Here is a 12,106-nt window from a genome sequence, read left to right on the forward strand (position 1 = left end):
TACTCTGGTCCCCGTAACGAACGGAAGGGGCTGTAGACGTCATGTACGGCTGGATCTGGCGGCATCTGCCGGGCAACGCGTGGGTACGGGCGCTGCTCTCGATCGTGCTGGTGCTCGCGGTCGTCTACGCCCTCTTCCAGTACGTGTTCCCCTGGGCGGAGCCACTGCTTCCGTTCAACGATGTGACGGTGGACGGCCAGTGAGCGCGCGCATTCTCGTCGTCGACAACTACGACAGCTTCGTCTTCAACCTCGTTCAGTACCTCTACCAGCTCGGCGCCGAGTGCGAAGTCCTCCGCAACGACGAGGTCGAGCTGAGCCACGCCCAGGACGGCTTCGACGGCGTCCTGCTGTCGCCGGGACCCGGCGCACCCGAACAGGCCGGGGTCTGCATCGACATGGTCCGGCACTGCGCGGACACCGGCGTGCCCGTCTTCGGCGTCTGCCTCGGCATGCAGTCGATGGCCGTGGCGTACGGCGGCGTCGTCGACCGCGCGCCCGAACTGCTGCACGGCAAGACCTCCCCCGTGACCCACGAGGGCCAGGGCGTCTTCGCCGGGCTGCCCTCGCCGTTCACCGCGACCCGCTACCACTCGCTGGCCGCCGAGCCCGCCGCGCTGCCGGCCGAGCTCGAGGTCACCGCGCGGACCGAGGACGGCATCATCATGGGCCTTCGCCACCGCGAACTGCCCGTCGAAGGCGTCCAGTTCCACCCCGAGTCGGTCCTCACCGAGCACGGGCACCTGATGCTCGCCAACTGGCTCGAGCAGTGCGGTGACAAGGGGGCGGTCGGACGGTCGGCGGGGCTCGCGCCGGTGGTGGGCAAGGCCGTCGCGTGACGACGGGCTCTCCGTGGTTCCGGGGGACGAACGAACCGGGGCCCGAGCCGATACCCGTGGACCCGTACGCGGCCCCTTCGCCGTACACGGAACCGGTCGCGTCCCCGGGGTACGGGGAAGCCCCCGCGTACGAGGACACCGCCCCGTACGGGCAGGCCCCCGCCACGGAGCAGACCTACCGGGAACCCCGGCAGGCCTACCAGGAGCCTCAGCGGTCCCACCAGGAACCGCAGCAGGGCTATCAGGAGCCGCAGCAGGGCTATCAGGAGCCGCACCAGGCGCCTCAGGAGCCCCAGCAGAGCTACCAGGCCCCCGAGGCCGCCTACGAGGCCCCGTACAAGGACCCCTACGCGCCCTCGTACGAGCCGTACGAGGCGGAACAGGTCCCGCGCTCCTCCCCCGGCGACACGACGGTCCTGGAGGCCGTGGAGCCCCTTTCCGGGCCCGGCCGGGCCGAACGCCGCCGCGCCGCCAAGGGCGGCCGCGGCAAGAGCCGCCGCGGCGGCCCGCCCACCACCCCGTCCGGCACCTCGCCGGCCGGTCCGCCCGCGGCCCCCCTCTCCCGCGTCGAGGCGCGTCGCGCCGCCCGCGCCGCCAAGGACAGCGTCGGAGTCGTCGCCAGCCGGGCCGTCGGAGAACTCTTCATCACCTTCGGCGTCGTCATGCTGCTCTTCGTCACCTACCAGTTGTGGTGGACGAACGTCCTCGCCGGCCAGGAGACCGACCGGGCCAAGGAACAGATCGAGGACACCTGGGCCAAGGGCGAGGGCGAGGACGACGGCAGACCGGGGGCGTTCGAGCCGGGCGAGGGCTTCGCCATCATGTACATCCCCAAGCTGGACGTCGTCGTCCCCGTCGCCGAGGGCATCAGCAAGACCAAGGTCCTCGACAAGGGCATGGTCGGCCACTACGGCGAAGGCAAGCTCAAGACGGCCATGCCGTCCGACAAACAGGGCAACTTCGCCGTCGCCGGCCACCGCAACACCCACGGCGAGCCGTTCCGGTACATCAACCAGCTGAAGCCCGGCGACCCCATCGTCGTCGAGACGCAGAACGCGTACTACACCTACGAGATGGCGAGCATCCTGCCCCAGACCTCGCCCTCGAACGTCTCCGTGATCGACCCGGTGCCCAAGGGCTCGGGCTTCAACGAACCCGGCCGGTTCATCACCCTGACCACCTGCACCCCCGAGTTCACCAGCACCTACCGCATGATCGTGTGGGGCAGGCTGGTCGAGGAACGCCCACGCAGCCAGGGAAAGCCGAAAGCGCTCGTAGGCTGAGACCCCACACCTCCGGACGGGACGACGGGACGACCTAGTGGCACGCGTGCGCAACCGGATCGCCGGGATCATCAGCGTCTTCGGTGAACTCCTCATCACGGCGGGCCTGGTGCTCGGCCTCTTCGTCGTCTACTCCCTGTGGTGGACGAACGTCCTCGCCGACCGCGTCGCGGACCAGGACGGCGCCCAGGTCCGCGACCGCTGGGCCGACGGACCCGGAGCGCTCGACACCAAGGACGGCATCGGCTTCCTCCACGTGCCCGCCATGAACAACGGCGAGGTCCTGGTCAAGCAGGGCACCGACAGCGGCATCCTCAACAACGGCGTCGCCGGCTTCTACACCGACCCGATCAAGTCCGCGCTCCCGCAGGACAAGCAGGGCAACTTCACGCTCGCCGCGCACCGGGACGGACACGGCGCCAAATTCCACAACATCCACAAGTTGAAGACCGGCGACTCGATCGTCTTCGAGTCCAAGGACACCTGGTACGTCTACAAGGTCTACAAGACCCTGCCGGAGACCACGAAGTACAACGTGGACGTCCTCCAGCCCGTACCCGAGGAGTCCGGCAAGACCAAGCCGGGCCGGTTCATCACCCTGACCACCTGCACCCCCATGTACACCTCCGACTACCGCTACATCGTCTGGGGCGAACTGGAGCGCACGGAGAAGGTCGACCGCGACCGCTCGCCCCCCGCGGAACTGCGCTGATCCGAGGCCGGGCGGCCGGCCCGGTCCACGAACGGCAGGGAGCCCGGACCACGAACGGCAGGGAGCCCGGACCACGAACGGCAGGGAGCCCGGACCACGAACGGCAGCCAGCCCGGACGACGAACGCGAGAGAGCCCCGGCATCCACTGGATGCCGGGGCTCTCTCGTCGTACCGCTGGGGACGACCGTCAGTCGAAGAAGCCGCCGCCTCCGCCGTTGTTGTCCCCGTTGCCGCCTCCGCCGCCCACCGTGATCACGGTGACCGTCTCGCCGGTGTTGATCATCGAACCCGCCTGGGGCGTCGAGCCGAGCACCGTGGCGTCTTCCTTGTCCGACCCCTGCTGGACGACCACGAGACCGAGGCCCTCAAGCTGCTGCTTGACGTCCTTGAACTTCTTGCCGCCGATGTCGGCGGGGATCTGGACCTGGGTCTGCTGCGGGCCCTTGGAGACCTTCAGCGTGATCTGGACGTCCTTGGCCTGGTTCGAATTGCCCTGCGGGGTCTGGTCGACGACCGTTCCCGCCGGCTGGTCGTTGTCCACGTCCTGCCGGGCGATGTTGGTGAACCCGACCGCGTTCAGCTGCTGCACGGCCTGCTCGTAGCTCCGGGTCTTCACATCGGGAAGCTGGGACAGCTTCTGCTTCGCGACGGTGATCGTCACCTCGGAGTTCTTCTCCGCCTTGGTGCCGCCCTGCGGGTTCTGGCGCAGAACCGAGCCGGGGTCCTCGTCGGACTCCTCCTGCTCGACCTTCACCTTGAAGCCCTTGCCCTTCAGGGACTCCTCGGCCCGCTCCTGGGACTGCTCGACGACATCCGGGACCTCGGTGAGCGGGGAACCCTCGGAGACGTACACCTGGATCGTGCCGCCGGTGTCCATCCTGGCGCCGTCCGCGGCCGGGGTCTGGCGGCAGATGGAGCCCTTGGGCTGGTCGCAGCGCTCGGTGCCGGCCTGCTGCATCTTCACCTCGGCGTTGGTCGCGAGCCCCGTCGCCGCGTCGACCGTCTGGCCGACCAGCTGCGGGACCGTGACCTGCCGGGTGCCCTCCTTCGTGTCGAAGAGGGAGACACCGATGAAGATCGCTCCGACGAGCACCAGGATGCCCGCGAGGACCAGCAGGATCGTCGAGGTGTTCGACTTCTTCTGGCCGCCGCGACGACGGTCCGGGCGGTCGTCGTAGCCGTAGCCGCCGTCGTCCGCGTTGATCGGCGGCAGCATCGAGGTCTGGCCCGCCGGGTCGGCCTGGCGCAGCGCCGTGGTCGGCTGGTCCTCCGGCGGGTAACCGCCGTAGCCCCCGCCGTACGCGGGCGCGCCCGCCATGCCCATCCCCATCGCCGCGGCGGCCGCGACCGGCTGACCGTCGAGGCAGGCCTCGATGTCCGCGCGCATCTCGTCGGCCGACTGGTAGCGGTAGTCGGGGTCCTTGACCAGCGCCTTCAGGACGATGGCGTCCATCTCGGGCGTGATCTCGTGGTCGAAGTTGCTCGGCGCCTGCGGCTCCTCGCGGACGTGCTGGTACGCGACCGCGACCGGGGAGTCACCGATGAACGGGGGACGGACGGTGAGGAGCTCGTAGAGCAGGCAGCCCGTGGAGTACAGGTCGGAGCGGGCGTCGACCTGCTCGCCCTTGGCCTGCTCGGGGGAGAGGTACTGGGCCGTGCCGATCACCGCGGCGGTCTGCGTCATGGTCATGCCGGAGTCGCCCATGGCGCGCGCGATGCCGAAGTCCATGACCTTGACCTGGCCGGTGCGCGTCAGCATGACGTTCGCCGGCTTGATGTCACGGTGCACGATGCCGGCGCGGTGCGAGTACTCCAGCGCCTGGAGGATGCCGACCGTCATCTCGAGGGTGCGCTCGGGCAGCAGCTTGCGCCCGGAGTGCAGCAGCTCACGCAGGGTCGACCCGTCGACGTACTCCATCACGATGTACGGGATGGAGACGTTGTCGACGTAGTCCTCGCCGGTGTCGTAGACCGCGACGATCGCCGGGTGATTCAGCGAGGCGGCGGACTGTGCCTCACGGCGGAACCGGGCTTGGAAGGACGGGTCGCGGGCCAGGTCGGCCCGCAGCGTCTTCACGGCGACGGTGCGGCCGAGCCGGGTGTCCTGTCCGAGGTACACCTCGGCCATGCCACCACGGCCGAGCACCGAGCCCAGCTCGTACCGGCCGCCGAGGCGACGCGGCTCTTCCATAGCTAATCCAGCCCTCTCCGTCTGTCCCGACCGCACCCATGGGTGGTCCGGCGGTGTGTGCTGTTCGCGCATACGCTACCGGCCCCGGGAAGACGTTCCGCCCGGGGCCGATAGCTGATACCTGACCGGTACCTGGCACGTACGGGGCCGAGACGTCAGCCCCGGGTCTTCAGGACCGCCTTCATCACGGCCTTCGCGATCGGGGCGGCGAGACCGCCACCGCTGATGTCCTCACGCGAGGTGCCCGCCGAGTCCTCGACGATCACGGCGACCGCGACCGGGGACCCCTCGGCGGTCTTCGCGTACGAGATGAACCAGGCGTACGGGCGCTTCGCGTTCTTGTCGCCGTGCTGGGCCGTACCCGTCTTGCCGCCGACCTTCACGCCGTCCATGTTCAGGTCCGCGTTGCCGCCGGTGCCGTTGGTGACGACGCTCTCCATCATCTGCTGGAGCAGCTGCGCGTTCTCCTGCGAGACCGGGCGGCTCATCTCCTCCGGCTCGGTCTTCTTGAGCAGGTCGACGTTGGGCGCGCGCAGCTCGTCGATCATGTACGGCTTCATCAGCTTGCCGTCGTTGGCGATCGCCGCTGTGACCATCGCCATCTGGAGCGGGGTGGTCGCGGTGTTGAACTGGCCGATGGAGGAGAGCGCGTTTCCACCGCGGTCGGCGTTCTTGTCGTAGACCGAGGCGGAGGAGCGGACCGGGGTGAACTGCTCGGCGTTGAAACCGAACTTCTCGGCCATCTCCACCATCTTGTCGCGGCCGACGTCGTCGCCGAGCTTCGCGAAGACCGAGTTGCAGGAGATGTCGAGGGCGCGCTTCAGGCTGGCATTGGCGCACCCCTTGGCGTGGTTGATCATCTCCCTGTTGGAGAGCGGGATCTTCCAGCCCTCGGGGGTGTCGGTCGCCGCGTCGATGTCCTTGACCTTGCCGTTCTCCAGCGCGGCGGCGGCGGTCACGACCTTGAAGACGGAACCGGGCGGGTAGATCTCGCGGATCGCACGGTTCTGCTTCGGCTTGTTCTTGTCGTTCTCCAGCGCCACCCAGGCCTTCTCGTCCTTGCCGGAGTAGCCGGCGAAGGAGGAGGGGTCGTACGAGGGGGTGGACGCCATCGCCAGGATCTTGCCGGTCTTCGGCTCGATGGCGACGACGGCACCGGTCTTCTTGCCGAGGCCCTCGAAGGCGGCCTTCTGCGCGGCCCCGTTGAGGGTGGTGACGACGTCGCCACCCTTCTTCTTGTCGCCGGTGAACATGGCGAGGGTGCGGTCGAAGAAGAGCCGGTCGTCATTACCGGTGAGGATGCCGTCCTCGATCTTCTCGATCTGGTTGGCGTCGTAGGCCTGCGAGGCGTAACCGGTGACCGGAGCCCACATGGGGCCGTCGGTGTAGGTGCGCTTGAACTTGAAGTACTCGTCCCCGGAGTCGACCGAGCCGGTGATCGGCTTGCCGTCGACGATGATGTTGCCGCGCTCGTTGGCGTAGCGCTCGATCCGGACGCGCGTGTTCTTCGGGTGGGCGTTCAGCTCGTCGGCACGGACGAACTGGAGCCAGTTGTCGCGCACGAGCAGGGCGAAGATGAGCAGGCCGCAGAAGATCGCGACCCGGCGCAGCGGCTTGTTCACGGACGGACCACCTGGGTCATCTCGGCGTCGGGGGACGGGGCGGGCGCGGGCGCCGGGCGGCGCGCGGTGTCGCTGATCCGGATCAGGATGCCGATCAGCGCCCAGTTGGCGATCACCGAGGATCCGCCGTACGCGAGGAACGGCATCGTCATGCCGGTGAGCGGGATGAGCCCCATCACACCGCCGGCGACGACGAAGATCTGGAGCGCGAACGCACCGGACAGGCCCATCGCGAGCAGCTTGCCGAACGGGTCGCGGGCGGCGAGGGAGGTGCGGATGCCGCGCTCGACGATCAGGCCGTAGAGGAGCAGGAAGACCATGACGCCGGCCAGCCCGAGCTCCTCGCCGACCGTGGCGAAGATGAAGTCGGAGTTGGCGGCGAACTGGATCAGGTCGGAGTTGCCCTGGCCGAGACCGGTGCCGAGGATGCCGCCGGAGCCGAAGGACATCAGCACCTGCGTCATCTGGTCGCAGGCGTTCAGCATGTTCTGGTCGGTGGCCGTCTCCAGACAGCCGAAGGGGTCGAGCCAGGCCGCCACACGGGACTTCACGTGGCTGGCCGTGGAACCGACGACCGCCGCACCGGCGACCGCCATCAGCAGACCCATGACGATCCAGCTGGTCCGCTCCGTCGCCACGTACAGCATGATCACGAACATGCCGAAGAACAGCAGCGACGTACCGAGGTCGTTCTCGAAGACCAGGATGAGGAGGCTGACCGCCCAGATCGTCAGGATCGGGCCGAGGTCACGGCCACGCGGCAGGTAGAGCCCCATGAAGCGGCGGCTGGCCAGTGCCAGGGCATCCCGCTTCACCATCAGGTAGCCGGAGAAGAACACCGCCAGGACCAGCTTGGCGAACTCACCGGGCTGGATCGAGAAGCCGCCGATCCGGATCCAGATCTTGGCGCCGAAGACATCCGCGCCCAGGCCCGGGACGAGCGGGAGCAGCAGCAGGATGAGTGAGGCCACCATGGAGATGTACGTGTAGCGCTGCAGGACGCGGTGGTCCTTCAGCAGCAGCAGCACGCCCACGAACATGGCGATGCCGACCGCCGAGTACATCATCTGGCTGGGGGCGTCGGGGCTGAAGGTGCCGAAGCGGCGCATCGACGTGGCGATCAGCCGAGGCGACTGGTCCAGCCGCCAGATCAGCACCAGGCCCATGCCGTTGAGCAGGGTCGCCAGGGGCAGCAGCAGCGGGTCCGCGTACGGGGCCCACTTGCGCACCACGAGGTGGGCGACGGCGGCCAGCAGCCCGAGGCCGAGTCCGTACCCCAGCATGCCGGCCGGGACTTCGCCGTCCATGGCCAGGCCCACGTTGAGGTAGGCGAACACCGGGATGATGACGGCGAACGCCAGCAGCGCCAGCTCGGTGTTGCGGCGGCTCGGCGCCTCGATCGCGCCGATGGTGGTCGTGTTGGTGACAACGCTCATGGTGGTGAAAGGCCCCCTACGGGTGCTTACTGCTTGCCGCAGTTCGAGGCCAGCTTCTGCTCCTCCGCGGTGAGGGTGGGACCCGGGGTCGGAGCGGCTGTGGTGGGCTTGGAGTCAGGTTTGGCGGCGCCGTCCGACGTTTCGGCCGGGGGCTTGCTCGCCTGGTCGGCGGCCTTCTCGGCGGCGGCGCGGCGCTGCTCGGTCTTCTTGCAGGCCGAGGCCTGCACGGCCAGCTCGGAGATCTTCGTCTGGGCCTTGGCGAGACTGCCGCCCGTGATCGTGTCCTCGACCTGCTTCTGCTGGTAGGCGGGCAGGTACTTGAGTTCGATCTCGGGGTGGTCCTTCTCGACCTTCGACAGCGAGACCCACGCGAGGTCCTGGCTGATGCCCTGGTACAGCGCCACGTGCTGGTCCTTGGACCCCACGAAGTACTGCGTCTGCGTCCAGCGCCAGCCGCCGTAGAGACCGCCGCCGACGACCGCGAGGCAGAGGACCAGGAGGAAGGAGCGCTTCAGCCACTTGCGGCCGGTGCGCGGCTTCACGAAGTCGTCGTCGGTGTACGACTCGAAGGAGCCCTGCGGGGGCATGCCGCCGTAGCCGTGACCGTCGCCGCTTCCGGGCGGGCCGAAACCGCCCGCGGGCGGCTGCTGGTGCGGAGCCGGACGCCCGAGCCCGGAGGCACGGCCGGCCGGGGTCTGCATCGCCCCGCCGTCGTTCAGCTGGGCGGCCTGGTTCTCGGCGACCGCGCCCACGATGACCGGGGTGTCGCTGAGGTGACCGGCGAGGGTGTCGCCGCCGTCGACGTCCAGGACGTCGGCGACGATCACCGTGATGTTGTCGGGGCCGCCGCCGCGCAGCGCGAGCTGGATCAGCTCCTGCACGGTCTCCTGCGGGCCCTGGTAGCTGGCGAGGGTGTCCTCGAGCGTCTGGTGCGAGACCACGCCGGACAGACCGTCGGAGCAGATCAGATAGCGGTCGCCGGCCCTGACCTCACGGATGGAGAGATCGGGTTCGACGTGGTCGCCGCTGCCGAGCGCGCGCATGAGGAGCGAGCGCTGCGGGTGGGTGGTGGCCTCTTCCTCGGTGATCCGGCCCTCGTCGACGAGCCGCTGCACCCAGGTGTGGTCCTGCGTGATCTGGGTCAGCACGCCGTCGCGGAGCAGATACGCGCGCGAGTCGCCGACATGCACGAGACCGAGCCGCTGGCCGGTCCACAGCAGGGCGGTGAGCGTGGTGCCCATGCCCTCGAGCTGCGGGTCCTCCTCGACCATCATCCTGAGCTGGTCGTTGGCGCGCTGCACCGCCGTACCGAGAGAGGTGAGGATGTCGGAGCCCGGGACGTCGTCGTCGAGCGTGACGAGGGTGGAGATCACCTCGGAGGAGGCGACCTCACCGGCCGCCTGACCGCCCATGCCGTCGGCGATGGCGAGCAGCCGGGGACCGGCATAGCCGGAGTCCTCGTTGCCCTCGCGGATCATGCCCTTGTGCGAGCCCGCGGCGAATCGCAGGGACAGACTCATGCGCACCTGCCCTGTCGCCGCTGCATCGGGGTACAGCCGGTCTCGACCCACACTGCCCACCCTCCGGTCGCTCCGGTCACGCCGGTCGCTTCAGTCGCTCCGGTCGGGAGCGCGGCACGGCCTGTGGCGGGGACCGTCCCGACTCGCTCGCTCCGCTCGCGCCTATTCATGATGTAGCACTACTTCCGCAGCTCGATGACGGTCTTGCCGATGCGGATCGGCGCGCCCAGCGGAATCGGTGTGGCGGTGGTGAGGCGGGTCCGGTCGAGATACGTGCCGTTGGTGGACCCGAGATCCTCCACGATCCACTGGCCGTCCCGGTCCGGGTAGATCCGGGCGTGCCGGCTCGACGCGTAGTCGTCGTCCAGCACGATCGTCGAATCGTGCGCCCGGCCCAGCGTGATCGTCTGCCCCTGGAGGGCGACGGTCGTGCCGGTGAGGGTGCCCTCGGAGACGACCAGCTTGGTCGGGGCGCCACGGCGCTGCCGCCCACCGCCCGCGCTCTGCTGGCCGCGCTGCTGCGGAGGCGTGGCGGCTTGCCGCGCCTGCTGCTGCTGTTGAGGTCGCGCCTCCTGGCGCCGTGAACCGCGCTGGGTGACCCGCGTACCGAAAAGGTCGCTGCGGATGACCTGGACGGCCACGATGACGAACAGCCACAGAACGGCCAGGAAACCCAACCGCATGACCGTCAGGGTCAGCTCTGACATTGCCCCCGCTTCACCCTTCGGCTTGCCGGTAAACGATGGTGGTGCTGCCCACGACGATCCGCGAGCCGTCGCGGAGCGTAGCGCGGGTGGTGTGCTGCCCGTCCACCACGATGCCGTTGGTGGATCCCAGATCCTGGATCGTCGAGGGCGTTCCGGTCCGGATCTCGCAGTGCCGACGGGAGACGCCGGGATCGTCGATCCTCACGTCCGCGTCGGTGCTGCGGCCGAGGACCAGGGTCGGGCGTGAGATCTGATGGCGGGTGCCGTTGATCTCGATCCAGTGGCGGACCGTGGTGCCCGCTCCGCCGTGCGTACCGGGGCCGGGGGCCGTCGGACGAGCCGCCGCCGGCCGGTGGCCGGGGGCGCCGGGAGGCGGAGAGGCGGGCATGGGCGGGGCGCCGGCCGGGGGGTACCCGTAACCGCCGCGACCCTGTCCCTGGCCCTGCTGCTGGTGAGGCTGCTGGTGCTGCTGCGGTCCGCCCGCGGGCGGCTGCGGCTGTGACGTACTCGACGCCAGCGTGCGGCTGCGGACGCGGTACAGGCCGGTGTCGAGGTCCTCGGCCTTCTCCAGATGGACCTTGATGGGGCCCATGAAGGTGTACCGCTGCTGCTTCGCGTAGTCCCTGACCAGGCCGGCGAGCTCGTCGCCGAGCTGGCCCGAGTAGGGGCTGAGACGCTCGTAGTCCGGCGTGCTCAGTTCCACGATGAAGTCGTTGGGGACGACGGTCCGCTCGCGGTTCCAGATCTGCGCGTTGTTGTCGCACTCACGCTGGAGCGCGCCGGCGATCTCGACAGGCTGGACCTCGGACTTGAAGACCTTGGCGAAGGTGCCGTTGACCAGACCTTCGAGTCGCTGCTCGAAACGCTTCATGACTCCCATGGGGCACCTCCTCCGTCGTTGTCGTCCTGGTACTGCTTACTGATCGTATCCACGCGTCGGGAAATCGGCTGGTTCCCCTTCTCTGCCCTGTGGACGAGTGTCACCTCTCACAAGCTTTCCCCACGGATCGTAGAGGCGGCCTGTGGACAGTGTCCCGCACCCGGCTGTGGGAGCGGGGGCTCGGTCCGGCTCCCGAGGCCGATCCGAGGCCGATCCAAGGCCGATCCGGCGTCGATCCGAGAACGGGCCGAGGGCGGTCCGAGGCCGGTCCGAGGCCGATTCGGGCTGACCACGGGGCGACCCGAGCCGACCCGGGGGTGACCCGGAGCTGACCCGGGGTTTGTTCCGAAGCTCACCTGCGGGGTGTTCCGAACCTGACCCGAGGGGTGTTCCGGAGGGTGTCCGCGGGAAGTCCGCGGGTGGTCAGTGGGTGGTCCGTGGGTGGTCAGTGGTCGGTCCGTGGTCGGTCCGTCCCCTTCCTCCCGCTCCCCTTCCTCCCGTCTCCCCCTCATCTCCCGTCCTACTCGGCACCGCCGTTCTCCTGTCCGTCCATCTGCCCCTCCCTCACCTTTGTCTCCGTGAGCGGAGGCCAAACAACGGATGTGAATCCACGGTCTGCGACGTGCTAATCTTCTGATGTCGCCAGGCGCTCGCACCGAAAAGTGAGAGAGCCCGGAGCACACCCAATGCGCGGGTGGCGGAATAGGCAGACGCGCTGGATTCAGGTTCCAGTGCCCGAAAGGGCGTGGGGGTTCAACTCCCCCCTCGCGCACCAGACGGAAGCCCCGTAGGTCATCGACCTACGGGGCTTCCGCGTTGTTGTCGTGGGTGTGAGCCTTCCCACGTTCTGGGGTTCATGCGCTCCTTCCTGTGTTCCCGTGTTCCCGTGTTCCCGCGTTCCCGTGGGAGGGCGGGT

General features: G+C 68.9%; 10 protein-coding genes and 1 tRNA gene. 5 read left to right on the forward strand and 6 right to left on the reverse strand.

All coding sequences use genetic code 11. The features are described from left to right. Positions 1-41: 41 nt before the first annotated feature. Genes ACH4MY_RS06285 through ACH4MY_RS06300 form a run of 4 tightly spaced genes read left to right on the forward strand, consistent with a single transcriptional unit; the run spans position 42 to position 2,833 of the window. Positions 42-203 carry a DUF4175 domain-containing protein gene (locus ACH4MY_RS06285; RefSeq protein WP_143204864.1) on the forward strand — a complete coding sequence of 54 codons (162 nt, stop codon included), beginning with the start codon at positions 42-44 and terminating at the stop codon, positions 201-203. Beyond that, positions 200-838 carry an aminodeoxychorismate/anthranilate synthase component II gene (locus tag ACH4MY_RS06290; RefSeq protein WP_397998277.1) on the forward strand — a complete coding sequence of 213 codons (639 nt, stop codon included), beginning with the start codon at positions 200-202 and terminating at the stop codon, positions 836-838. The genes ACH4MY_RS06285 and ACH4MY_RS06290 overlap by 4 nt, the downstream gene beginning before the upstream one ends. Then, positions 835-2,121 (forward strand): class E sortase, encoded by a 1,287-nt coding sequence (locus tag ACH4MY_RS06295; RefSeq protein WP_397998280.1) that lies wholly within the window; start codon positions 835-837, stop codon positions 2,119-2,121. The genes ACH4MY_RS06290 and ACH4MY_RS06295 overlap by 4 nt, the downstream gene beginning before the upstream one ends. 37 nt (positions 2,122-2,158) lie before the next feature. Next, the gene (locus tag ACH4MY_RS06300; RefSeq protein WP_397998283.1) at positions 2,159-2,833 is read left to right on the forward strand and encodes a class E sortase; all 675 of its coding nucleotides are present in this window, start codon (positions 2,159-2,161) and stop codon (positions 2,831-2,833) included. A gap of 188 nt (positions 2,834-3,021) precedes the next feature. Here the strand turns inward: ACH4MY_RS06300 and pknB are convergent, their stop codons facing one another. The 6 genes from pknB to ACH4MY_RS06330 form a co-directional block, all read right to left on the reverse strand. Then, complete coding sequence (gene pknB / locus ACH4MY_RS06305) at positions 3,022-5,025, reverse strand: Stk1 family PASTA domain-containing Ser/Thr kinase (protein WP_397998285.1); 2,004 nt, start codon at positions 5,023-5,025, stop codon at positions 3,022-3,024. Positions 5,026-5,180: 155 nt separating this feature from the next. Then, complete coding sequence (locus ACH4MY_RS06310; protein WP_397998288.1) at positions 5,181-6,647, reverse strand: peptidoglycan D,D-transpeptidase FtsI family protein; 1,467 nt, start codon at positions 6,645-6,647, stop codon at positions 5,181-5,183. After that, positions 6,644-8,083 (reverse strand): FtsW/RodA/SpoVE family cell cycle protein, encoded by a 1,440-nt coding sequence (locus ACH4MY_RS06315; RefSeq protein WP_397998291.1) that lies wholly within the window; start codon positions 8,081-8,083, stop codon positions 6,644-6,646. The genes ACH4MY_RS06310 and ACH4MY_RS06315 overlap by 4 nt, the downstream gene beginning before the upstream one ends. Positions 8,084-8,109: 26 nt before the next feature. Further along, positions 8,110-9,603 carry a Stp1/IreP family PP2C-type Ser/Thr phosphatase gene (locus ACH4MY_RS06320; RefSeq protein ID WP_397998294.1) on the reverse strand — a complete coding sequence of 498 codons (1,494 nt, stop codon included), beginning with the start codon at positions 9,601-9,603 and terminating at the stop codon, positions 8,110-8,112. A gap of 179 nt (positions 9,604-9,782) precedes the next feature. Next, on the reverse strand, positions 9,783-10,310 hold the full coding sequence (locus ACH4MY_RS06325) for an FHA domain-containing protein (RefSeq protein WP_397998296.1): 528 nt from the start codon (positions 10,308-10,310) through the stop codon (positions 9,783-9,785). A 10-nt stretch (positions 10,311-10,320) separates the two neighbouring features. Next, the gene (locus ACH4MY_RS06330; protein ID WP_397998298.1) at positions 10,321-11,190 is read right to left on the reverse strand and encodes an FhaA domain-containing protein; all 870 of its coding nucleotides are present in this window, start codon (positions 11,188-11,190) and stop codon (positions 10,321-10,323) included. A 688-nt stretch (positions 11,191-11,878) separates the two neighbouring features. Here ACH4MY_RS06330 and ACH4MY_RS06335 point away from each other — a divergent pair. Next, a tRNA-Leu gene (locus ACH4MY_RS06335) sits at positions 11,879-11,965 on the forward strand. Positions 11,966-12,106 lie beyond the last annotated feature (141 nt).

This window comes from Streptomyces sp. NPDC017246, assembly GCF_044331325.1.
Classification (GTDB): domain Bacteria; phylum Actinomycetota; class Actinomycetes; order Streptomycetales; family Streptomycetaceae; genus Streptomyces.

Excerpts from the sequence above, each read along its gene's own strand:
- ACH4MY_RS06285 (WP_143204864.1), top strand. The coding sequence starts at position 42 with ATGTACGGCTGGATCTGGCGGCATCTGCCGGGCAACGCGTGGGTACGG.
- pknB (WP_397998285.1), bottom strand. The coding sequence starts at position 5,025 with ATGGAAGAGCCGCGTCGCCTCGGCGGCCGGTACGAGCTGGGCTCGGTG.
- ACH4MY_RS06315 (WP_397998291.1), bottom strand. The coding sequence starts at position 8,083 with ATGAGCGTTGTCACCAACACGACCACCATCGGCGCGATCGAGGCGCCG.
- ACH4MY_RS06320 (WP_397998294.1), bottom strand. The coding sequence starts at position 9,603 with ATGAGTCTGTCCCTGCGATTCGCCGCGGGCTCGCACAAGGGCATGATC.
- ACH4MY_RS06325 (WP_397998296.1), bottom strand. The coding sequence starts at position 10,310 with ATGTCAGAGCTGACCCTGACGGTCATGCGGTTGGGTTTCCTGGCCGTT.
- ACH4MY_RS06330 (WP_397998298.1), bottom strand. The coding sequence starts at position 11,190 with ATGGGAGTCATGAAGCGTTTCGAGCAGCGACTCGAAGGTCTGGTCAAC.